A 21,151-nucleotide genomic window follows, 5' to 3' on the forward strand; every position below is an offset into this window, starting at 1 on the left:
AGTTTTAATTGCAGCGATTTCTGAATTTGATGGAAAATAACAAAGCAACGGCCCCGCAAGCATGTTTTATGAGGCGAAACAAAAGGTTGATGAATAGATTCATCACAATAATTCATGCATCGGGCGATAGCGGCGCGATTTGCCCCATGCGATGCTGGCGATCTGACGGCATTTTGCAGGAGGAAAATCATGGCATGGTCCGCCCACCAATATCTGAAATTCGAAGACGAGCGGACGCGTCCCGCGCGTGATCTTCTGGCGCAGGTGCCGCTGGAGCGGGTGCTGAATGGCTATGACCTCGGCTGCGGCCCCGGCAATTCCACCGAGCTTCTGACCGACCGTTACGGCGTCAATGTCATTACCGGCATCGACAGCGATGACGACATGCTGGAAAAGGCGGCGGACCGGCTGCCGACCACGCGCTTCGGCAAGGCCGATCTTTCCCAGTGGAAGCCGGCGCAGAAGGCAGACCTGCTTTATGCCAATGCCGTGTTCCAATGGGTGCCGGATCATCTCACCGTTCTTTCGCAACTGATGGACCAGCTGGAAAGCGGCGGCGTTCTGGCCGTGCAGATGCCCGACAATCTGCAGGAGCCGACGCATCGCGCCATGGAAGAGACCGGAGCGAACGGTTCCTGGAAGGACACGTTTGCAGATGGCAGGCTGCGCCGCAAACCTCTGCCCGCGCCATCCGACTATTTCGATGCGCTGACGCCGAAATCCGCGCGGGTGGATGTGTGGCACACCATCTATAATCATCCGATGAAGGATGCGGAAAGCATCGTCGAATGGGTCAAGGGCACGGGGCTGCGCCCCTATCTCACCGCCGCCGGCGAGGAAAACCGCGAAGCCTTCCTCGCCGACTATACGCGGCGCATCAAGGCGGCCTACCCGCCGATGGCGGACGGCCGCCTGCTTCTGCGCTTTCCCCGCCTTTTTGTGGTGGCGGTGAAGAAGTAGCTTCAGCCCGCGAAAGCATAGACCCTGAGGCGGTGCTTGTCGGGGTCGGCGGCGGTAAAGGTGTAGCCGAATTCCATGCCTGCCGGCTGCTGCAGCATGTCGATACCCTTCGCCTTCCAATCCGCAAAAATCTCGTCCACCCGCGCATCGTTTTCAACCCGGAAGGCAAGCTCGCCGCCGCCGCCTGTAACGGATGCTTTCGGCTCCACGGTATGTCGCGACCAGAGGCCGAGCTTCATGCCGTTCTGAAGCACGAAGAGCGAGAATGTCGGCGAGGCTTCGACCGGCTCCGCGCCCAGCAGCGCCTTGTAAAATTCGGTGCTGGCCGGCGGGTTGTCGACGTAAAGGATGGTGAAATCGGGGTGGGTCATGGCTGTTCTCCTGTGTTGCGGATGAACGGTTTCTAGACCCCGCTGTTGTCAGTTTTTGTCAGCATGATGCCGCCGCCGCTGTTTTTCCCGTTCGCGCCATTCTTTCAGCAGCGCCTGGCGGCGGCGCGGATAACGGCTGTCGAGAGGGCAGAAATCTTCGATGCGGTCGGCCCGGAAACTGCGGTAGTCCTGCCGTGTCTCGCACCAGCCAAGCACCACCCGCACCAGATCGAAAAAGGCGAGCGCGAAGGGCCAGATCACCCGTTCCGTCACGTCTCCCTTTTCATCGCGATAGGTGATGACGACCCTGCTTTCCTTGCGGATCGTATCGCGAATGGCCGCCAGATCGACATGGATGGCGGCAAGGCCCTGCCCCGGCCCGACAAGCAGGGTGGAATGATCGAGTTCCTCACGCAGGGCATCGGGAAGCACGGCGCCGATCTTGACGAGCGCGGCGCGGGCGGCCTCCGCCAATCCCGCATCGGCGCGGCCCGCCACCCAGCGCGAGCCGAGCACCAGCGCCTCGATTTCCTGCTGCGAAAACATCAGCGGCGGCAACAGGAAACCGGGGCGCAGCACATAACCCACGCCCGCTTCCCCTTCGATATCCGCGCCCTGCGCCTGAAGCGTCGCTATATCGCGGTAAAGCGTGCGCAGGCTGACGCCGGTTTGCGCGGCAAGGGCCGCGCCGCTGACCGGCATGCGGTGGGAGCGCAGGATCTGCAACAGATCGAGAAGCCGTTGTGAGCGTGACACGCGATATTTCCTTCCACCGCATAGTCGGATCGTACGGTTGACGATCCCGGCGATAGACGCGTAGCGCCGCCAGCCGTCGGGTGCAACCATGCAAAAAAGGGTGGACAAGGCCGCCTCGCCAGCATGTAGATAGGGTGAGGCTCTTTCACGCCCCTCCCATCCGCCACAGGCATTTCGAGTTTCCGCCATGATCGTTCGTCCAAAACCGAACCTGCTGCAGCTTTTCCTCATCGTGCGCGGCTCCATCATCGTCCGCATCTTTCCGCAGGTGCTTGCGGTTTTCCTGCTGTCGACGCTGGTTGTCTGGGCGCACAAGGACAGGCCGGATCTGGTGCAGGCGCTGAACGGCGCGCCCTTTTCGCTGCTCGGCATCGCGCTTTCGGTGTTTCTCGGTTTTCGCGCCAATGCCTGTTACGACCGCTGGTGGGAAGCCCGCAAGCAATGGGGTGGGCTGATTACCGTCGCCCGCGCGCTTTCACGCCAGAGCCTCATGCTCGATAGCCGGCAGGATGTCGCCGATCCCGTCACCCGCCGGCAGATCACCGATCTTGCCATCGCCTTCTGCCACGCGCTGGTCTCGCATCTGCGCCCCGGGGATGCGACCGCCACTGCGGCCAGCCTCGTTCCGGATGATCTCAGGGATATTTACGACCGCAGCCGCAACCGGCCGGACATGCTGCTGCGCGAAATATCCGACGCCGTCGTCTCCGCCCATGGCAAGGGGCAGATCAGCGATATCCAGCTACAGATGCTGGATGCCACCGTGCAGCAGATGGGGGCGGCGCAGGCTTCGTGCGAGCGCATCCGCCAGACGCCGGTTCCCTTCGGTTACTCGCTGCTGCTTCACCGCACCGCGCATCTGTTCTGCCTGCTGCTGCCGTTCGGTTTCACCGATCTGCTCGGCTGGGCCACGCCGTTTACCAGCACGCTCATCGCCTATACGTTCTTCGGTCTCGATGCGCTGTCCGACGAGCTGGAGGACCCCTTCGGCACCGGCCTCAATGCGCTGCCGATCAATTCGCTCGCCACCACAATCGAGATCAATCTGCGCGAGGCGATGGGCGAGACCGATCTGCCGGCCGATCCGCGCCCGGTGGATTACGTGCTGATGTGATATCGTCCCGCCGGGTTGAAACCGATCGCGCGGACACCAGTTAATGAAAGACGGCTTCCCCCGCCCGGCATCCCGTGCCGGCCATGTTTTCAGCAAACAGGAGAGACATCCCATGTATGACGTCAGCGCGAATGGCGCGAATATTCCCGCCCTCGGTTTCGGCACCTTCCGCATTCCGGAAGACGATATCAGGCGCATTCTGCCGGAGGCGCTGAAACTCGGTTTCCGCCATGTCGATACCGCCCAGATATACAAGAACGAAGGCGCAGTCGGTGAGGTCATCGCTCAGTCAGGTATTTCCCGCCATGATATATTTCTCACCACCAAGGTCTGGGTGGACCGCTTCCGCCACGACGATTTTCTCGCTTCCGTCGACGAAAGCCTTACGAAGCTGAAGACCGACTATGTCGATCTGCTGCTGCTGCACTGGCCGAAGAGCGATGTGCCGCTTGCCGAACGCATGGGCGCGTTGAACGCGGTGCGCAAGGCCGGAAAGGCGCGCAATATCGGTATTTCCAACTTCAACGTGGCGCTGACCGAAGAGGCGGTGAAGCTTTCCGACACACCGCTTGCCACCAATCAGATCGAATATCACCCCTATCTAGACCAGACGAAGGTGATTTCGGCGGCGCGCAAGCACGGGATGTCAGTGACGGCCTATTATCTGATGGCCGATGGCAAGGTGCCGAACGATCCCGTGCTGAAGGATATCGGCGCAAAACACGGAAAGACCGCCGCGCAGGTGACCCTGCGCTGGGCGGTGCAGCAGCCGGATATCGTAGCGCTTTCCAAGACGGCGACGGAAAGCCGCCTGAAAGAGAATTTCGATATTTTTGATTTTGCGCTGACGGAAGAGGAAATGCGGGCGATCCACGCGCTTGCAAAGCCGAATGGCCGCATCGTCAATCCCGGCCACCTCGCGCCCGATTGGGACGACTGAGGCGACGGGGCCCTCCGGTCCCGTTTATCTCTCGGTCAGGGCCAGCTTCGCACTCAGCGCCACGAAAGCGGCGGCGAAGCTGCGCCGCAGCCAGGCGAGGACCGCCGGGCGCGACACCACCTGACGCCGGACCGAGGCGGCGAAACAGCCATAAAGCGCAAACACCAGAAACGTCATGGCCATGAAGATCAGCCCGAGATCGACCATGCGCCATGTCGGCAAAGCCTCATCCGGCGCGATGAACTGCGGCAGGAAGGCGAAAAAGAAGATCGACAGTTTCGGGTTCAGCAGATTGATGAGGATCGCCTCTCCGATGATGCGGGCGGCCTTCCGGGGTTCTCTGGTATCGTCGATCTTCAGCGCACCGTCCTCCCGCAGCATGTTCCACGCCATGTAGAGAAGATAGGCGACCCCCAGATATTTGACGATGCCGAAGGCGAGCGCGCTGGCATGCAGGATGGCGGCAAGGCCGGTGATGGCGGCGAGCAGATGCGGCACGATGCCAAGCGTGCAGCCGAAGGCCGCAACGACGCTCGCCCTTGCCCCCTGAGAAAGACCGGCGGCGAGCGTGTAGACCACGCCGGTTCCGGGAGAAGCGGCGACGATGAAGGATGTGATGAGGAATTCGGGTGTCATGATGCGGGTGTGTCCTCTTGGGGTGGAGGACAGGAGCATGAGGGTGCGTGGGGTGGGTGTCTTGGATGAAATTGCAGCACAGACGCTCGTCGGCGCGCACCGAAGTGGCAGGTTACGGTATCGGCCAGCCCACTCCGTCCTCATTCCTGTGCTTGTCACAGGAATCCAGTCGACGCGCGTCTGCGCGGCGGGAGGAGTCTTTTCAGCCCAAGGACTTGGGCTGGCTGGATTCCTGTGACAAGCACAGGAATGAGGGCGGAGAAAGCACTACGAAAGCGCCGCCCGGTAAACCGCCGGCGTAACCCCGAATTGCCGCACGAAGAACCGGTTCAGATGGCTCTGGTCGGCAAAACCGGCGGCAAAGGCCACTTCGGCGGGCCGCGTGCCTCTTGCCAGCGCATGTCGTGCCACATGGACGCGCCGCTGGAGAAGATAGCTGTGCGGCGTGAGCCCGGTCGCCCTGGTGAAAGCGCGCAGGAAGCGGAACTGGCTCATGCCGGCCTCTGCGGCGAGATCGGCAAGGCGGAATGGCCGGGAGGGCTCGTCGTCGATGCGGCTTTTCGCCCGCTTTATATTCTCGGGTGCGGCGATTTCGCCCGGCTTCGCCGCTGTCTCCATCGCCCCCGCCAGAAGCGTCAGCAGGGTCTCGTCGCCACGAAGGGTTTCGCCCGGCCGTTCCCTTGCCGTCATGGCTGCAAAGACAGCGTTGAATCTCTTTGCCAGGGGCCTGATATCGACGGGATAGGCGAATTCGAACGCGCCGCGATCCGTCTCGCCGATATCGGCAACGGCGTCGCGGACGATATCGATGTCGAGATAGAGCATCCTCCAGGCGCGGCCGCCCTCGCCGAGGGGAATACCGTCATGCACCTCGCCCGGATTGACGGTGATGAGATGACCGGCGCCCGCTTCCACCATGCCACGGCCGGAGAGCGATTTCTGCGCGCCGCGTTCGATGAGACCGATGCCGAACTGATCGTGCATGTGGCGCGGAAAGGAACGGTCGCTATCCGCCGCCACGGCGACGACGCCGGGCAGAATGGTTTTCGGCATCAGGAACCGGCCTTGGGCCATGAAAGCGCGCGCTCCGCAGATTAGAGCGCGACGCTATCACAAGATGGCCCCATGTGACAGACGCGGCCGTTTACGGATGCATATGGTTGATCATCGCGAAGATCTGATCGAAATTGCCGTTCTGCGCGGCAAAACGCAGCGGCTTGCAGCGTTCCACCACCACTTCCTTTTCATCCGGGCGATTTTCAAGAATATCCATCACCTCGGAAATGAAGGCGTCGAGCGGCATGGCTCTTTCGTCGCTCGCCTGCCCCTCGCCCATCAACGTCGTCTGCACATAGGGCGGCACGATTTCGATGACCTCCACCGGCGTCTCTTTTAGCTGCTCGCGCAGCGCGACCGAATAGGCATGGATGGCCGATTTGGTGGCGCTGTAGGTGGGGGTCAGCACCATGGGCACGAAGGCGAGGCCGGAGGAAATCGTCAGAACCGTGGCGGCAGGCTGTTTCAGGAAATGCGGCAGAAGCGCCGCCGTCAGGCGAATGGGTGCGAGAAGATTGGTGGCGATGGTTTCTTCCGCCGTGTCGAGATAATCCGGTGCTGCGGCGATGTCTTCCGGCCGCATGATGCCGGCATTGTTGATGACGGCGTTGAGGGTCGGATGGGCCTTCACCAGAGCTTCGGCAAACGCGCGGATGCCTGCGGCGTCCGTCGCGTCCATCACCATCGAGGCCATGCCGGGATTGGCGGCCGTCACCTCGTCGAGCACGGCCTTGCGGCGGCCGGAAATGATCACCCGGTTGCCGGCCTTGTGAAACGCCTCCGCCAGCGCCCGGCCGATGCCGGAACTGCCGCCGGTGATGAGAATGGTGTTATCAGCGATTTTCATTGGAACATCCTTTGCTTGTTGGCTGAAAGGAAGTTAGCTATGATACTCTCCAATCGAAAGTAGGCACCCAAAAGATTTATACTTACCCAAAGGAGAGTGTAAGATGAAACGGCACGCCGCCGACCCGGCTCTCGAGAGCCGGCGCAAGGTTCCGCCTCCCACGGATACCGATCCGGCAATAGAGGCGCTGGTTCAGGACATCATTGCCAAGGTGGCCGACAAATGGACGATGCTCATTCTGGAAGTGCTGGAAGAGCATGGCACGCTGCGCTTCACCCAGATCGGCAGGCTGGTCGGCAATATCAGCCAGAAGATGCTGACGAAAACGCTGCGGCAGATGGAAAGCGACGGGCTGGTGCGCCGCACCGTGCATCCCGTCATCCCGCCGCATGTGGATTACGGCCTGACGAACCTCGGCCGCACGCTGGGCAGCGCCTTTTGCGGCGTGTGGATATGGGCGGAAACGCACCATGCCGAAATAGAAGAGGCGCGGCGTCTGTTCAATGAACAGCCGCCGCGCCCCGCTATGGAGTAATTTCGCCTCAGGCGAACTGGCTGAGGCCCGGAACCGAGGCGATCACCTGATCGACAACCTCATCGCCCGCATGCTGGCGGGCAACGGAGATGGTTTCCTTGGCGAGCGTGGAAATCTCGCTCATGCCAAGGCCCTGGCTCATCAGCTGCTGGCCCAGCCCCATGATGCCGCCGCCGCCGATCGCGCTCATCAGGCCGCCAAGCAGACCGCCGCCGCCGGCACCTTCGCCATTATACTGCGCCACCAGTTCGCTGGCGCCGGGAATGGCTTCGATCATGCGGGCGATCGGGCCGTCTTCCGCCTCACGCTGGAGAAAACCGAGAATCATGCCAATGGCCTTTTCGGCCAGATCCGGGCTGATTCCCGCCTTCTCGGCGATCTGGCTCACGACTTCGTTCATTCTTGCCTCCTGTTGAAAAACGACGCCAACATCGAATAACTGACGTTAACGTCAACGTAAAACAATATCATGCCGCGTTCAAGCGGCGACGGTCAGGTGCGGCAACTTTCATCAAGCGGTTTTTCTTCATCGCCATCAAGCAGTTGTTGCGCCTTGAAACTGTCCTTATAAGATCATCACAACCAAACTATGAAAAGGCCGCTATCGTCAGAAGCGGCCACAACATGGTAGTGACGCTTTAAATTCGGACATGACTTTTGCAAAATCCACCGCGATTTTAAGGGTCATGCACCAGCCGCAGGAGAAAATGGTCGATGTTGCAGGACGGACAGCTCTATATCGGCACCAGCCGCAATCCGGACGACAGCCTGAACAAGGGCGAATATCTGGAACTGAAATTCGGCAACCGCCACGGCCTCATCACCGGCGCGACGGGAACGGGCAAGACCGTGACGTTGCAGGTGCTGGCCGAAGGTTTTTCCAAGGCCGGCGTGCCGGTTTTCTGCGCCGATATCAAGGGCGATCTTTCCGGCATCGCGGCACAGGGCGAAGCCAAGGACTGGGTGCAGAAACGCGCCGAACAGATCGGCTTCACCGATTTTGCCTATGGCAAATCGCCGGTGATCTTCTGGGATCTCTACGGTGAAAAAGGCCATCGTGTGCGCGCCACCATCGCCGAGATGGGGCCGCTGCTGCTTGCCCGGCTGATGGATGCCTCGGAAGCGCAGGAAGGCGTGCTCAACATCGCCTTCAAGATCGCCGATCAGGGCGGGCTGCCGCTGCTCGATCTGAAAGACCTGCAATCGCTCCTGAACTATATGGGCGAAAACGCAACCGAGCTTTCCAACCAGTTCGGCCTGATTTCCAAGGCTTCGGTCGGTTCGCTGCAGCGCGGGCTGCTGGTTCTGGAACAGCAGGGTGCGGCGAATTTCTTCGGCGAACCGGCGCTGAAAATCGCCGACATCATGCGTGTGGGCACGGATGGGGTTGGCACGATTTCGGTTCTCGCCGCCGACCGGCTGATGATGAACCCGCGCCTTTACGCCACCTTCCTGCTCTGGATGCTTTCGGAACTGTTCGAAGAGCTGCCGGAAGTGGGCGATCCGGAAAAGCCGCGTCTGGTGTTCTTCTTCGACGAGGCACATCTGCTCTTCAACGACGCGCCGCGGGTGCTGGTGGAGCGCGTGGAACAGGTCGTGCGGCTCATCCGCTCCAAGGGCGTGGGCGTTTATTTCGTGACGCAGAACCCGCTCGACGTGCCGGAAACCGTTCTCGCCCAGCTCGGCAACCGCGTGCAGCACGCGCTTCGCGCCTATACGCCGCGTGAGCAGAAGGCGGTGCGCACCGCGGCCGACACCTTCCGCCAGAACCCTGCCTTCAACACCGCCGACACCATCACCACGCTCGGCACCGGTGAGGCGCTGATTTCCACCCTGCACGACAAGGGCGCACCTTCCATCGTCGAGCGCACGCTGGTACGTCCGCCATCCGGCCGTGTCGGGCCGCTCACCGATGCGGAGCGCAAGTCCCTGATCGATGTGAGCCCCGTCGCCGGGCAATATGACCAGGATATGGACCGGGAATCGGCCTTCGAAATCCTCGCAGCCCGCGCCCAGAAGGCTGCCGATGCAGAAGCCGCCAGACGTGCGGAAGAAGAAAACGCCGCCAGCCAGTCCGAGAGCGCTTCCGGCCGCTGGCGCCTGCCCGGCTTCGGCGATGAAGAACCCGCACCGGCCTCCACCGGCTCGCGCAATGGCGGCGCACGCAAGACCGGATACCAGCGCGAAACGGTAATCGAGGCGGCGATGAAAAGTGCTGCCCGCTCGGTTGCCACCTCGGTCGGCCGCGCCATCGTGCGCGGGATTCTCGGTAGTTTGAAGCGATAAAACAGATACGCCGCCCACCCTCGATGGGGCGGGCGGCGCTTGATTGGCGTCAAGGTTACTTCTGGCGATAGAAGATCATGCCGCCGTGATAAAGCACATCGTCGACGAATTCGCCGTCGGCGGTGAAGCCGGTGTCGTCCCAATAGTCGATATGGTTTCCCCTCACCTCATACCGTCCCTGATAGGCGCTTTTGCGGTTGCCCCGCGCCTCGTCATACCGGCCATTCGGCAGAAGTTCCTGGCGAATGTGGCCATCGCCTGTGACCCACATGCCGATATAGGGGTGGTTCCGGGTTTGAACCGTTTCGGTCATATTCACGTCCATGGCGTTGCTCGCTTTGCGGGAACCCGTATCGGCGGAAGCCGTTGCAAGCAGAAGCGCAACGGATGTCGAAACAATGTTCATTGCCAATCCTCCTTAAGCCGCGGTCGGACGGACGACGATTTCATTGACGTCCACATTGTCGGGCTGCTCGATGGCGTAACGCACCGCGCGGCCGATGGCGTCGGGCTTCAGGGCGATGGCCCGATAGGTCTGCATCAGTTCCGCGGCGGCGGGATCGGTGATGGTGTGGGCAAGTTCGCTTTCCACCACGCCGGGGTGAATGCAGGTGACCCGCAGGTCGCGGTTTTCCTGCCGCAGCCCGTCCGAAATCGCCCGCACCGCAAATTTCGTCGCGCAATAAACGGCAGCCGTAGGCGAAACGGCGAGCGCACCGATGGAGGCGATGTTGATGATATGGCCGGAAGAACGGGCCGTCATCTCGGGCAGAACGGCGGCGACACCATAAAGCACACCCTTGATGTTGACGTCGATCATGCGATCCCATTCGTCGACCTTCAGGGACGACATCAGCGACAGCGGCATGATGCCGGCATTGTTGACGATGACGTCGACCTGCCCGAAAGCCTTGCGCCCTGCCTCCGCAAAAGCCTCGACGCTTTGTCTGTCCGTCACGTTCAGCGGCTGGATGACGACCTCGGCGCCCTTCCCGCGCAATTCTTCGGCAAGCGCCTGCAAGCGGTCCATGCGGCGCGCACCCAGCACCAGCTTCGCCCCGGCGGCGGCCAGTTCCCTTGCGATACCCTCACCGATCCCGCTCGATGCACCTGTGATGAGAACGACTTTGTTCAATGTCATGGCTTTCTCCTTGGTGTTACGGCCGGCTTTTCTGGAAGCGGCCATTGCGGAGAAGATAAAGCTTGGGCATTGTCGTGATAACTGCCTCAATCATAACCTCAATGGGTAGAATTTCTAACCAATGAACATCGATCTCAACGCGCTTTCGACATTCTGCATGGTTGCCGAGGAACGCAATTTCCGGGCCGTTGCAGACAGGCTCGGCGTAACCCGCTCCGCCGTCAGCCAGACCATCCGCAAGCTTGAAGAAACGATGGGAATAGCGCTGGTGCAGCGCACGACGCGCAGCGTCAGCCTCACGGAAGCGGGACAGCAGCTTTATGCGGATGTGTCGCCATCCATCGGCAATCTCGTTGCGGCTGCCAATGCCGCATCGTCCCTGAGCGGCGCCGTGCGCGGGCAGTTGCGGCTTGCTGTTTCCTCGATAGCCGAGCGCTTTTTATCCGGGCCATTGCTTGCGCGCTTTGCGGAAATACATCCCCAAGTGCAGCTCGATATCGTCGTGACGGACGAGGAATTCGATATCGTCGCCGAGCACTACGATGCCGGCGTGCGTCTTGGAGAGCTGATCGCGCAGGACATGATTGCGGTTCCGGTTTCCGCGCCGCAGCGGCAGCTCGCCGTCTGCTCGCCACACTATCGGGACCGCTTCGGCCTGCCGGCGCAGCCCCGCGAATTGATGGGGCACAGGTGTATCGGCTGGCGACCCCGTCCGGGTGTGGCGCCATACAGGTGGGAATTTGCGGAAAACGGCCGCGAATTCGCGGTGGCGGTGGAGCCGGCCTTCACCACCAACGACATGCAGCTGATGATCAAGCTGGCCTGCGCCGGTGCGGGCATCACATTCGGCATGGAAGAAACGTTCCGCCCCTATCTGGAGAGCGGGCAGCTCGTTTCGATGCTGGAAGACCACTCCCCGACCTTCGCGGGATTTTATCTCTATTATCCCAACCGTCGCAATCTTGCGCCGAAGCTGCGCGCCTTCATCGATCACGTCCGCCTGTCGAGACAGCGGTAAATCTGCCGGAGCGAACCCCGGCAGACCGTTAGAAAACAGGGCTATTTCCTCTGCGAAACCAGCGAGAAATAAGCGCCCTGCGGATCGACGCAATTGACGATCCAGCTTCCGCCGGGAACCTCCATCGGACCGTTGACGACCTTGCCGCCACCGGTGCTGACGCGGGTGATGGCGTCATCGATACCGTCCACATTGAAGTAATAACCCCAGTGACAGACGGGGACCTGCGGCATGCGTTTCATCATGCCGCCGACGGCCTTGCCCCTGTAGGCGAAGATGCGGTACGGGCCCATGTCGCCCATGTCGAAATCATGGTCCTTGGTCCAGCCGAAAACATCGCCGTAAAAGGCCATGGCCTCGTCGACATTATCGGTGAAGAGTTCGTGCCAGCCGACATGGCCCTGCTTTTCCTGCATATCCTCCGGGAAGCCGCCTGTTTCCATCGGCTGCGGCGTCATGATGCAGAGCACCGCACCGAAAGGATCGGCGACCACGGCGAAGCGGCCGATTTCGGGAATATCCTGCGGCGGACGTCTGACCGCACCGCCCTTTTCAGCGAATTGTTTCGCCGTGGCGTCCACATCGTCGACATCGACATAGGCGGTCCAGTTCGGGGGAATGCCCTGGCCCTTGTGCTCGTCGGTCAGCTCCATGACGCCGCCCATGCCCTTGCCATCGGCCTCCAGCACCAGATAGGGCATTTCCGGCGAGCCGAAATCCTTGGTCTGCCAGCCGACGACATGACCATAAAAGCGGGCTGCCGCTTCCATGTCGGGCGTCATCAGCTCGACCCAGATGAATTTTCCATGTGTATCGGACATTGTCGTCTCCTATGGAGGGTTTGGCGGGTGTGTTTCGGCCAGCGCCCGCCGCAGGATGCGGCGGCGCCAGCGGTTTTCGGGTGAAACTTTCGCAGGGCCTCAGGCCTTCCGGCGGAATTCCGATGTCATGAAGGTCTTGAATGTGCCGTCCGGCTGCCTGACGCTGCCGGAAAAGCTGCGGTGATTGTCGTCATGCAGCACCAGCACGTCGTGATAGGTAGCGGTGCCGCCGGAACCGTCGAAGGCGGGGCCTTCCGCTTCCAGCGTCAGGGTCTTGCCGTCCTCCTCCAGCCAGCCCTTGTAGACCCAGAGATTGGTCATCATCGACCCCACCCAGGTGCCGACGAAATTGCCCTTGGCCGGATCGAAACCGACCGTGATCACGGCTGTCATATCCGTGCCGTCAGGCATCTTGCCGGTGCCGTTGCCGATGATCCACAAGCCGCCGACGGAGCGGACGGTCTCGGTGAATTGCTGCGACGGGTCGTCGGCATTGTAGTCCTCATGGCCGGAACTGGAGGTCATGACCCAGTCTCCGACGATCCTTTTCAGGAACTCATGTTCCTTCTGCGGCTTGGCGATTTCCATTTCCATTGTTGTTTCCTCCTCATCCGTCAGTTTTCAGTGGCAGCAGGCTGCCGCCTTCGGCGCGTCCTCATACTGGTCGTGGCGGCGCACCCAATCCATTACCTCCTCCTCGTTACGGCCTTTTGGCACCAGATCGAGCAGCATCAGCGTGCCGAGCGTCTGTTCCGCGCCGCGGGCGTAAGTGGAATAGGTGTGGTAAATCTTGCCGTCATCGCCCTTGGCGAAAACGCTGATGCCGTGCAGGTCCTTCAGGTCGCCATAGGGCGCCATGTCACGGTAATTATAGGTGATTTCACCTTTGGCCATGTCCTCGTCGCGGAATGAGGCCTGATAATCGTAGTTGAAATCGCTGCTTTCGGCCGAAACCCACGGGAATTTCCAGCCCATGCGGTTCCTGTAGCTTTCGATCTTCTCAAGCGGCGCGCGCGACACCGCAACGAAACCCGCATCGCCATGCTTGAGGTGGATCAGCGCGCCATCGACATGATCGGCAAAGAATGAGCAACCGACGCAGCCCTCCTCCCAGTCCGGCGCCAGCATGAAGTGATAGACGATGAGCTGGCTGCAGGTACCGAACAGTTCGTTCAGCGATTTGGGGCCGGAAGGGGCATCGAAGATATAATCCTTCGTCACCTCTTCCCAGGGCAGCGCACGCCGGGCCTCGTTCAGCCTGTCGCGGGCGCGGGTCATTTCCTTTTCCTTCACCAGCAAATCGCGGCGGGCCGCAAGCCACTCCTCTTTCGAAACGACGGGATGAGACATGATCTTTCCTCCTTGGATCCGTCTTTCACCACGGCACCGCCCCGCTTTTAGCGGTGGGCACCGGCTATTTCTGTGCTGAAAGTCAATAAACAGTCTGCGGGACATCAAGTTCCGCTTGACTAATTAGGTTGATATCAACATATTTATCCCATGTCAAACGCCAGCGTGATTCCTTTTTCGACAACTCTTTTCGTGCGGGATGCCTGTCTGTGCCTGCATGCGCAGCGCGCCGCACGGGCTTTGGCGCGGCTGTTCGACAATGCGCTGAAGCCGGTCGGCATCACCAATGGACAATTTTCGCTGCTGATGTCGCTCAACCGGCCCGAGCCGCCGCCGATGGGACCGGTCGCCAATCTTCTGGCCATGGACCGCACGACGCTGACGGCGGCGCTGAAGCCGCTGGAGCGGCGCGGGCTGGTCAGCATCGAGCAGGACCCGAAGGACAAGCGCGGCAAGCGGCTGCGGCTGACGGCGGACGGCATGGCCGTGCTCGCCGCCGCCTTCCCCATCTGGGAACAGACCCATGCCGAAATCGAAGCCCGCATCGGCAGCGGCGACCCCGACCGGCTGCGCCGTGACCTTATCGACCTCGGCTGACAGGATTGACGGCATGGCGCCACTTTTGTCGGCGACAATGTCATCCGGCCGTCGTGCCGGGGAGCGAAACTACGAAGAAAGCGCAATCAAGGAGGAATGATCATGCGTGCAATCGTTTTTGTAAAAGCCACCAAAAGCAGCGAAGACGGCGTCATGCCCACGACCGAGCTGATCGAGGCGATGGGGAAATACAATGAAGAGCTGGTCAATGCCGGCATCATGCAATCCGGCGACGGCTTGCACCCCTCCTCCAAGGGCAAGAGGGTTGTGTTCGACGGTGACAGCCGCACGGTGATCGACGGCCCCTTCCCGCACACCAACGAGTTGGTCGCCGGCTTCTGGATCTGGACTGTGAAAGACATGGACGAGGCCGTGGCCTGGGTGAAACGCTGCCCGAACCCGATGCTGGAGCGCAGCGAAATCGAAATCCGCCCGATGTTCGAAATGGAAGACTTCGGCGACGCCGTAACGCCGGAAATCGCCGCGCATGTCGAAGAACTGCGCGCGCGTGTCGCGAAGCAATGAAGGCCGCTCAAGCGAAGGCCGGATTAAAACGGGAGGGCGCGGGCTTGCCGCACTCTCCCCCACCGCCTGCCATTGCAAAAGCCGTTGCCTCGAACAACCGCCGCTGTTAATGGTGAAGCGGTTCAACCCGTTTCAAGAAAGGAGGCTTCGCATGGATATTTCCTGCTTCTGGCGCAATCGTCAGCTCTGCCACCTTTTTGCCCTGCAGACGCGTTTGCAGGGCTGACCGGAACACCAACACTCTGGTTTGCCCAAAAGGCCGCGCAGAATGCAGCTTGTCTGCCGTTGCGCATGTTTTCACGACGGATCCCCCCGAACCGAAACCCCGTACTGCCTGTGGCAGACCACGGTTCGTCACGGGTCCGTCTTGCCAGAGACGACTTCATGACCATCATCACGCTTCGAAACCTCGGAATCATTCTGGGCAAGCCGCTTTTTTCCAATCTCAGCCTCACCGTGAATGCGGGAGACCGCATCGGCATCGTCGCCGCCAATGGCTGCGGCAAATCCACCCTGCTCCATTGCCTTTCCGGTGACATGGAGCCCACCAGCGGCGATATCACCCGGCTGCGCGGGCTGACGCAGTCCATCGTCCACCAGCATCTACCCGCCCCGCTGATGGAACGGACGATGCGGGACGCCGTGCTTTCCGCCCTGCCGGCGGACACGATCGACAGCGAGAGCTGGCGTGCCGACATTATTTTCGACGCCATGCTGGTGCCGGAGCCATTCCGCGAGCGCCGCCTGAAAGAGCTGAGCGGCGGCTGGCAGAGGCTTGCCATGCTGGCGCGGGCATGGATCACCGAGCCGGATGTGCTGCTGCTCGACGAGCCGACCAACCATCTCGACCTCGAAAAGATCAATGTGCTGGAAAACTGGCTCGGTGAATTGCCGCGCGATACGGCTGTCATCATCGTCAGCCATGACCGCGCCTTTCTCGATAATGTCACCAGGAGCACGCTGTTCCTGCGGCCGGAAAATTCGGCGTTGTTCCGGTTGCCCTATGGCCACGCACGGGCGGTGCTGGAAGAAGAGGATGCCGCCGATGAGCGGCGTTTCCAGCGCGACATGAAAACCGCCCAGCAATTGCGCCGGCAGGCCGCGAAGCTCAACAATATCGGCATCAATTCCGGCAGCGATCTTCTGACCGTCAAGACCAAGCAATTGCGCGAGCGTGCGGAAAAGATCGAGGAGAAGGCGCGGCCGGCCCATATCGAGCGATCCGCCGGCAAAATCCAGCTCGCCAATCGCGGCACCCATGCCAGAGTTCTGGTCACTCTGGAAGATGCGCCCGTCTCGACGCCGGACGGAACGGTGCTGTTTCGCACCGGCCGGCAATTTGTCCGTCAGGGCGACCGCATCGTCATTCTCGGCCGCAACGGCGTCGGCAAGACACGGCTGATGTCGCTTCTGCAGGCGGCCGTATCGGGCACAGGCCAGATACAGGACGGCATCAAGGCCACGCCCTCGCTGGTGGCGGGATATGTCGACCAGTCGCTCGCCGAGATCGATGACGACAGCACGCCGGTTTCACTGCTGTCCCGCCGCTTCGACATTGGCGACCAGCGAATCCATGGCCTGCTCGCGGGCGCCGGGATCGACATGGAAATGCAGAAACGCCGCATCGCCGCCCTTTCCGGCGGGCAGAAGGCGCGGCTTGCCATGCTGGCGCTGCGGCTGGCGGAGCCGAATTTCTACCTGCTGGACGAGCCCACCAACCATCTGGATATTGAGGGGCAGGAAGCGCTGGAGACGGAAATCATCGGCCGCGAAGCCAGCTGCGTGTTCGTCTCGCATGACAGGAGTTTCGTGCGGGCTGTCGGAACCCGCTTCTGGCTGATCGACAAGCGCAGGCTGGTGGAAGTCGACGATCCGGAAGGGTTTTTCGCCTCGGCCTGATGGTTTTGAAAAGCAAACGCCCGTCAGCCCAAAAGGCTGGCGAGGCGTGGATCGCCGGCGAAATCCAAAACCGCAAAACCCGTTCTGCGCATCGGAAATTCGCAGAGCGCCTGCACCCCCGTTTTCGACAGGTGGATACGCCAGCTCATCCGTTCCACCGGTGTCTTCGCGGCAAAAGCCTTCGGCGACAGAACCGCGATGTTGAGGCCACCGGCGGGGTCGCGTACCGAGCGATAGAGGATAGCCTCGATCTTCGCCAGACGCGCCTGATCGGCCAGCGCCTGGCATGGCTCGTAATTCTGCAGATCGGTCCACAGGCGAGCATCCCGGCTCAGTTCCGGTTTCGTCAGGTTGAGCGCCGCATCGGTGGCGATACGGGCGGCGAAGGCGGAATAGTCGGCGGGATTGGCGGGCAGCGGCGTGCCCGGCGACTCAGCATAAAACAGCAGCCGGTAAAAGGCCATTTCGGCGAGCGCCGTCTCCACCTTCTGGGCGGCGTAATAAACGCCTTCGGTATAGCCCGCGCGGCGGAAGCGCGAACCGTGCGGATAGGCGGCCCCATACCGGAAGGGTGTGGCGAGAAGATAGTCGAAACCGGCGCATTCCGGCGGAAACGGCCGCTTGCTCGTCTCCAGAATATCTTCCAGCAGCGATTGCTCCTCCACCGTATCCACCAGTTTCATGGTGGAGACCTGATGCTGCGCTTCCACCAGCCGCCAGTATTTTCCCGATACGGCGCGTTTTTCAGACAGGAGCGCGTCGGGCGTCCAGATAGGAGAGGACATCGATCAATCCGGTAATGGTGGTCAGTTTGTCGGCAGGCACGGCGTTCAGCGCGACATTGTGATTGCGCAGCCAGTTTTTCGCCATGGCCTCATCGCCGCCGGCAATCGCGTCCAGCGAGCGGAAAACCCGGATCAGCAGCACCGCAAGCTCGAAGGATTTGGCGCCCGGCTCCAGCAGGAAATCGAGCCGTTTCATGCGCGACACGGTGGGGGCGGAAACGCCGAGAATATCGGCCGTGCGGGCGGCATTCAGGCCCAGCCGCTCGGCGGCGGCGATAACGGCCTTGGTGACGACCCTGCCCTGCGAGGCGGGATCCATGGCGCTCCTGGCGTGAATATTCATGACGCATATCCTTTCCTTGGAAAGAATATAGCATTTTTCTTTCTGAAAACAAGAAGGCCGGGATAAACCCGGCCTCATTGTTCAGATAGCTTAGTCACGCGAATTGGATCAGGCCACCGAGACCGGCACTTCCGTGGAGGTGCGCATGGCGTGGCTGTACGGGCAGACGATGTGAGCGGCGGCAACCAGCTTTTCGGCGACTTCGCGCTCGACGCCCGGAATATTGGCCTTCAGCGACACTTCGATGCCGAAGCCGCCGCCATCTTCGCGTGGGCCGATGCCGACGGTTGCCGTCACAGTCGTGTCTTCAGGAATCTTTACCTTTTCCTTGCCGGCGACAAATTTCAGCGCGCCCAGGAAGCAGGCGGAATAACCGGCTGCGAAAAGCTGCTCCGGATTGGTGCCACGGGCGCCATCGCCGCCCAGCTCTTTCGGAACGGTCAGCGTCACATCGAGAACGCCGTCTTCCGACTTGGCGTTGCCGGCGCGGCCACCGGTGGCGGATGCTTTGGTCGTGTAGAGAATGGGCATGACATTTACTCCTTCGGGTTGGTGTTGGGCATCTTATAACGCACAATTAAATTGTGCGCAATATAGTTTTGCACATTGAATGAAATTTTGTTTTTTGCGATAATTTTCACGAAATTTCGCCGCGCATCCATGCGGCAGGAACCGAAAGCGGGGGCTGATTGTTCCCTTCCCGGTTGATTTTGGAGCAGGAAAATGGACGCAGAGGGCGACGAGAAGAAGATGGAAAGCCTGTTGAGGCTGGACCAGCAGATATGTTTTGCCCTTTATGGCGCGGCACACGCCTTCACACGCGCTTATAAGCCGCTGCTCGACCCGATTGGGCTCACCTATCCGCAATATCTGGTGATGATGGCGCTGTGGGAAAAGGAGACATCCACCGTCAAGGCGCTCGGCGAAATGCTGGGCCTCGATTCGGGCACGCTGTCGCCGCTGCTGAAGAGGCTCGAACATGCGGGGCTGATTACCCGCAAGCGCGGCACGGTGGATGAGCGGCAGGTGCTGGTGGCCCTGACGCCGAAGGGCGCAAACCTCAAAAAAGAGGGCGTGAAGATCATGGCTGCGATCGGCAGCGCCACCGGATGCGGGCTGGAGGAGCTGGTGCAGATTCGTGACCGGGTGAATGCGCTGAAGGACAGTCTCAGCCGTCCGTAACCCCAAAAAGACAAAGGCGGCACAGGGCCGCCTTTTTATTCGAAGCGTTTTCGGCTTATTGCCAGACCACCACACGCGCCTTCTGCGGCACGCGGTCGTAGAGGTCGATGACGTCCTGGTTCATAAGGCGCACACAGCCGGAAGAGACGGCCTTGCCGATGGAGTTCCATTCCGGCGAGCCGTGCAGACGGTAAAGCGTGTCCTTGCCGTTCTGGAAGATATAAAGGGCGCGTGCGCCGAGCGGGTTCTTCAGGCCCGGCGGCATGCCGCCGTTCTTGGAGGAATATTTGACCAGTTCCGGCTGGCGGGCGACCATTTCGTCCGGCGGGGTCCATTTTGGCCACTTCTGACGCCACTGGATGACGCCCTCGCCCGACCAGGCGAAACCTTCACGGCCGATGCCGACGCCGTAACGCATGGCGCTGCCGCCCTGCTCCACGACATAAAGGAAGCGCGAGCGCGTATCGACAACCACGGTGCCGGGGCGTTCGCCGGTAGGGTCGACAACCCGCTGGCGATAATAACGGCGGTCGATTTTCTGATAGGGGACGGCGGGAATGACGTAACCGCCATCCTCAACCGAGCCGTACATGACGGCCAGTTCCGCATCGCTGACGCCCGGCGAAAACATCTGCCGGAAATCGCTGCCGATGGCGCTTGCCTGCTGGCGAATGGCGTCTCCCGTGCCCGACGAGGCGCAGCCTGCGAGAAGCGAAGCGGAGGAGATGCCGAGAAGGGAAAGGAAGGTGCGTCTGGAAAGATCTGTGTCGGTGCTTGTCATAAGGCCGGTTTGTCCCACATTTCGAACGGCTATATCGCCGTTGTACGTCATTTGTTCCGTGTCATGCGTATTGCGAAAATAGTTAACCGACCGCTAAAAGCCAGTCACAAGGCGCTGGCGGAATGGGTCCAATATCTCTTTCTTTTAGAACGTGTTCAGATAACCACAATCTGCGCCCCTTGCGGCACACGCTCGTAGAGATCGATCACATCCTGATTGAGCATGCGCACGCAGCCGGAGGACGTCGCCTTGCCGACGGATTGCCAGTCCGGCGTGCCATGCACGCGGTAAAGCGTGTCCTTGCCATCCTTGAAGATATAAAGCGCACGCGCGCCGAGCGGGTTGTTGAGACCGGGCGTCATGCCGCCATTGGCGGCGGAGATGGAGGCGAGTTCCGGCTGGCGCTTGACCATTTCATCGGGCGGCGTCCAGCGCGGCCATTTCGCCTTCCACTGGATCTTGCCGCGGCCCGACCAGGCATAACCGTCGCGCCCAAGGCCAACGCCGTAACGGATCGCCTTGCCGCCGGACTGCACGAGATAGAGAAAATGCTGTCTGGTATCGACGATAATGGTGCCGGGGGCTTCCGCCGTCTGGTAGCTCACTTCCTGCCGAAGATAGCGCGGATCGATGCGACCATAGGGAATGGCCGGCAACGAACGGTCCTCATCGCGGATCGGGCCATACATGACCCTGTGCAGCGGATTGGAGACCGGCAGGCCATAGGCCATCGTCTGACCCTGCGGCTGCGGCGCGTTAGAACCCTGCACCTGCGGGGCTTGCAGACCCTGCCCGCGCACCGGCGGACCGTATTCCTGATGGAAGCGGGTTCTGAACAGATCCGGCGGGCGCGTCGAAAGCTGGCCCGGCTGCGGCGGCAGTTCCGGCTGGCGATTGGAGCTGACGGAATTGAAATTGAACACCGGCGCCGTTTCCCTGACGAAGACATCCGGGTCCATCCGGGTCGTATCCGTCACGAAAAGGCAGCCGCTCATGAGAGGCAGCAGGGCGAGCCCCGCCAGAGAGGCCGCCCGGCGACCGTTTTTCAAAAGGAGTGCTATCATCTGAACCGCTTCATGGAATCCAATCTGCCGGCATGATGAACCGTGCGGCTGGCGCGAAGCTGGCGTCGGTTTTTCAAAAAAAATCGAAAAACCGCATTTTTCCTCTTGAAGCTCTAGTTGCTAGAGGTGCCAGATTGGCTGTCG

Annotated in this window: 27 protein-coding genes; 11 read left to right on the plus strand and 16 right to left on the minus strand. The window is 60.9% G+C overall.

The features are described 5' to 3' along the window. The first annotated feature begins 189 nt into the window (after window positions 1-189). Window positions 190-960 carry a trans-aconitate 2-methyltransferase gene (tam, locus tag EM858_RS06350; protein ID WP_080852509.1) on the plus strand — a complete coding sequence of 257 codons (771 nt, stop codon included), beginning with the start codon at window positions 190-192 and terminating at the stop codon, window positions 958-960. 2 nt (window positions 961-962) lie between these two features. Here the strand turns inward: tam and EM858_RS06355 are convergent, their stop codons facing one another. Both EM858_RS06355 and EM858_RS06360 read right to left on the minus strand, forming a co-directional pair. Next, on the minus strand, window positions 963-1,331 hold the full coding sequence (locus tag EM858_RS06355) for a VOC family protein (RefSeq protein WP_127756200.1): 369 nt from the start codon (window positions 1,329-1,331) through the stop codon (window positions 963-965). A 48-nt stretch (window positions 1,332-1,379) separates the two neighbouring features. After that, the gene (locus tag EM858_RS06360; RefSeq protein ID WP_127756201.1) at window positions 1,380-2,087 is read right to left on the minus strand and encodes a YafY family protein; all 708 of its coding nucleotides are present in this window, start codon (window positions 2,085-2,087) and stop codon (window positions 1,380-1,382) included. A gap of 187 nt (window positions 2,088-2,274) precedes the next feature. Here EM858_RS06360 and EM858_RS06365 point away from each other — a divergent pair, with 187 nt between their 5' ends. After that, complete coding sequence (locus EM858_RS06365; RefSeq protein ID WP_127756202.1) at window positions 2,275-3,201, plus strand: bestrophin family protein; 927 nt, start codon at window positions 2,275-2,277, stop codon at window positions 3,199-3,201. A gap of 112 nt (window positions 3,202-3,313) precedes the next feature. Beyond that, window positions 3,314-4,141: an aldo/keto reductase gene (locus EM858_RS06370; RefSeq protein ID WP_127756203.1), complete on the plus strand. Its 828-nt coding sequence runs from the start codon at window positions 3,314-3,316 to the stop codon at window positions 4,139-4,141. Between the two features lie 24 nt (window positions 4,142-4,165). Here EM858_RS06370 and EM858_RS06375 read toward each other — a convergent pair whose 3' ends face one another. From EM858_RS06375 to EM858_RS06385, 3 genes are all read right to left on the minus strand, one after another. Then, on the minus strand, window positions 4,166-4,777 hold the full coding sequence (locus EM858_RS06375; RefSeq protein WP_127756204.1) for a LysE family translocator: 612 nt from the start codon (window positions 4,775-4,777) through the stop codon (window positions 4,166-4,168). 267 nt (window positions 4,778-5,044) lie between these two features. After that, window positions 5,045-5,851, minus strand: coding sequence for an AraC family transcriptional regulator (locus EM858_RS06380; RefSeq protein WP_127756205.1), 807 nt, complete (start codon window positions 5,849-5,851; stop codon window positions 5,045-5,047). A 70-nt stretch (window positions 5,852-5,921) separates the two neighbouring features. Continuing rightward, on the minus strand, window positions 5,922-6,680 hold the full coding sequence (locus tag EM858_RS06385; RefSeq protein WP_127756206.1) for an SDR family oxidoreductase: 759 nt from the start codon (window positions 6,678-6,680) through the stop codon (window positions 5,922-5,924). A gap of 103 nt (window positions 6,681-6,783) precedes the next feature. On the opposite strand from EM858_RS06385, the gene EM858_RS06390 reads away from it, so the two are divergent. Beyond that, a complete protein-coding gene (locus EM858_RS06390; protein WP_080817439.1) occupies window positions 6,784-7,215 on the plus strand; it encodes a helix-turn-helix domain-containing protein in 432 nt (143 codons plus the stop codon). Window positions 7,216-7,222: 7 nt separating this feature from the next. On the opposite strand, the gene EM858_RS06395 is transcribed toward EM858_RS06390, so the two are convergent. After that, window positions 7,223-7,615 carry a DUF937 domain-containing protein gene (locus EM858_RS06395; RefSeq protein WP_080817440.1) on the minus strand — a complete coding sequence of 131 codons (393 nt, stop codon included), beginning with the start codon at window positions 7,613-7,615 and terminating at the stop codon, window positions 7,223-7,225. 314 nt (window positions 7,616-7,929) lie between these two features. Between EM858_RS06395 and EM858_RS06405 the strand changes: the two genes are divergently transcribed. Further along, window positions 7,930-9,501 carry a helicase HerA-like C-terminal domain-containing protein gene (locus EM858_RS06405; RefSeq protein ID WP_127756207.1) on the plus strand — a complete coding sequence of 524 codons (1,572 nt, stop codon included), beginning with the start codon at window positions 7,930-7,932 and terminating at the stop codon, window positions 9,499-9,501. A 55-nt stretch (window positions 9,502-9,556) separates the two neighbouring features. Here EM858_RS06405 and EM858_RS06410 read toward each other — a convergent pair whose 3' ends face one another. Both EM858_RS06410 and EM858_RS06415 read right to left on the minus strand, forming a co-directional pair. After that, window positions 9,557-9,907, minus strand: coding sequence for an Atu4866 domain-containing protein (locus tag EM858_RS06410; protein ID WP_127756208.1), 351 nt, complete (start codon window positions 9,905-9,907; stop codon window positions 9,557-9,559). Window positions 9,908-9,919: 12 nt separating this feature from the next. After that, window positions 9,920-10,642: an SDR family oxidoreductase gene (locus tag EM858_RS06415; RefSeq protein WP_127756209.1), complete on the minus strand. Its 723-nt coding sequence runs from the start codon at window positions 10,640-10,642 to the stop codon at window positions 9,920-9,922. Between the two features lie 121 nt (window positions 10,643-10,763). On the opposite strand from EM858_RS06415, the gene EM858_RS06420 reads away from it, so the two are divergent. Beyond that, complete coding sequence (locus EM858_RS06420) at window positions 10,764-11,660, plus strand: LysR family transcriptional regulator (protein ID WP_127756210.1); 897 nt, start codon at window positions 10,764-10,766, stop codon at window positions 11,658-11,660. A 41-nt stretch (window positions 11,661-11,701) separates the two neighbouring features. Here the strand turns inward: EM858_RS06420 and EM858_RS06425 are convergent, their stop codons facing one another. From EM858_RS06425 to EM858_RS06435, 3 genes are all read right to left on the minus strand, one after another. Continuing rightward, a complete protein-coding gene (locus tag EM858_RS06425) occupies window positions 11,702-12,481 on the minus strand; it encodes a VOC family protein (protein WP_127756211.1) in 780 nt (259 codons plus the stop codon). A gap of 99 nt (window positions 12,482-12,580) precedes the next feature. Next, window positions 12,581-13,075, minus strand: a complete 495-nt coding sequence (locus tag EM858_RS06430; protein ID WP_080817446.1) for a DUF1579 domain-containing protein — start codon at window positions 13,073-13,075, stop codon at window positions 12,581-12,583. A gap of 27 nt (window positions 13,076-13,102) precedes the next feature. Then, the gene (locus EM858_RS06435; RefSeq protein WP_127756212.1) at window positions 13,103-13,831 is read right to left on the minus strand and encodes a thioredoxin family protein; all 729 of its coding nucleotides are present in this window, start codon (window positions 13,829-13,831) and stop codon (window positions 13,103-13,105) included. Window positions 13,832-13,981: 150 nt separating this feature from the next. Here EM858_RS06435 and EM858_RS06440 point away from each other — a divergent pair, with 150 nt between their 5' ends. The 4 genes from EM858_RS06440 (at window position 13,982) to EM858_RS06455 (ending at window position 16,852) form a co-directional block, all read left to right on the plus strand. Beyond that, window positions 13,982-14,428: a MarR family transcriptional regulator gene (locus EM858_RS06440; protein ID WP_003522235.1), complete on the plus strand. Its 447-nt coding sequence runs from the start codon at window positions 13,982-13,984 to the stop codon at window positions 14,426-14,428. A gap of 102 nt (window positions 14,429-14,530) precedes the next feature. Beyond that, window positions 14,531-14,953 (plus strand): YciI family protein, encoded by a 423-nt coding sequence (locus tag EM858_RS06445; protein WP_080827426.1) that lies wholly within the window; start codon window positions 14,531-14,533, stop codon window positions 14,951-14,953. After that, complete coding sequence (locus EM858_RS06450; protein ID WP_127756213.1) at window positions 14,916-15,179, plus strand: hypothetical protein; 264 nt, start codon at window positions 14,916-14,918, stop codon at window positions 15,177-15,179. The genes EM858_RS06445 and EM858_RS06450 overlap by 38 nt, the downstream gene beginning before the upstream one ends. Window positions 15,180-15,337: 158 nt before the next feature. Then, window positions 15,338-16,852, plus strand: a complete 1,515-nt coding sequence (locus tag EM858_RS06455; protein ID WP_127756214.1) for an ABC-F family ATP-binding cassette domain-containing protein — start codon at window positions 15,338-15,340, stop codon at window positions 16,850-16,852. A gap of 23 nt (window positions 16,853-16,875) precedes the next feature. Here EM858_RS06455 and EM858_RS06460 read toward each other — a convergent pair whose 3' ends face one another. The 3 genes from EM858_RS06460 to EM858_RS06470 all read right to left on the minus strand — a co-directional run bounded on the left by EM858_RS06460 (window position 16,876) and on the right by EM858_RS06470 (window position 18,511). Next, window positions 16,876-17,637, minus strand: a complete 762-nt coding sequence (locus EM858_RS06460; protein WP_059754004.1) for an RES family NAD+ phosphorylase — start codon at window positions 17,635-17,637, stop codon at window positions 16,876-16,878. After that, window positions 17,597-17,980 (minus strand): MbcA/ParS/Xre antitoxin family protein, encoded by a 384-nt coding sequence (locus EM858_RS06465; protein ID WP_127756215.1) that lies wholly within the window; start codon window positions 17,978-17,980, stop codon window positions 17,597-17,599. The genes EM858_RS06460 and EM858_RS06465 overlap by 41 nt, the downstream gene beginning before the upstream one ends. A 108-nt stretch (window positions 17,981-18,088) precedes the next feature. Further along, window positions 18,089-18,511: an organic hydroperoxide resistance protein gene (locus tag EM858_RS06470; RefSeq protein ID WP_003509379.1), complete on the minus strand. Its 423-nt coding sequence runs from the start codon at window positions 18,509-18,511 to the stop codon at window positions 18,089-18,091. Between the two features lie 192 nt (window positions 18,512-18,703). Here EM858_RS06470 and EM858_RS06475 point away from each other — a divergent pair, with 192 nt between their 5' ends. After that, window positions 18,704-19,162, plus strand: coding sequence for a MarR family transcriptional regulator (locus EM858_RS06475; RefSeq protein WP_020009598.1), 459 nt, complete (start codon window positions 18,704-18,706; stop codon window positions 19,160-19,162). A 55-nt stretch (window positions 19,163-19,217) separates the two neighbouring features. Here EM858_RS06475 and EM858_RS06480 read toward each other — a convergent pair whose 3' ends face one another. Together EM858_RS06480 and EM858_RS06485 are read right to left on the minus strand one after the other, a co-directional pair. After that, the gene (locus EM858_RS06480) at window positions 19,218-19,943 is read right to left on the minus strand and encodes a L,D-transpeptidase (protein WP_065654265.1); all 726 of its coding nucleotides are present in this window, start codon (window positions 19,941-19,943) and stop codon (window positions 19,218-19,220) included. Between the two features lie 155 nt (window positions 19,944-20,098). After that, the gene (locus tag EM858_RS06485) at window positions 20,099-21,007 is read right to left on the minus strand and encodes a L,D-transpeptidase (protein WP_127756216.1); all 909 of its coding nucleotides are present in this window, start codon (window positions 21,005-21,007) and stop codon (window positions 20,099-20,101) included. Between the last annotated feature and the right edge of the window lie 144 nt (window positions 21,008-21,151).

The organism is Agrobacterium sp. CNPSo 2736 (assembly GCF_004005385.1).
Lineage (GTDB): Bacteria > Pseudomonadota > Alphaproteobacteria > Rhizobiales > Rhizobiaceae > Agrobacterium > Agrobacterium leguminum.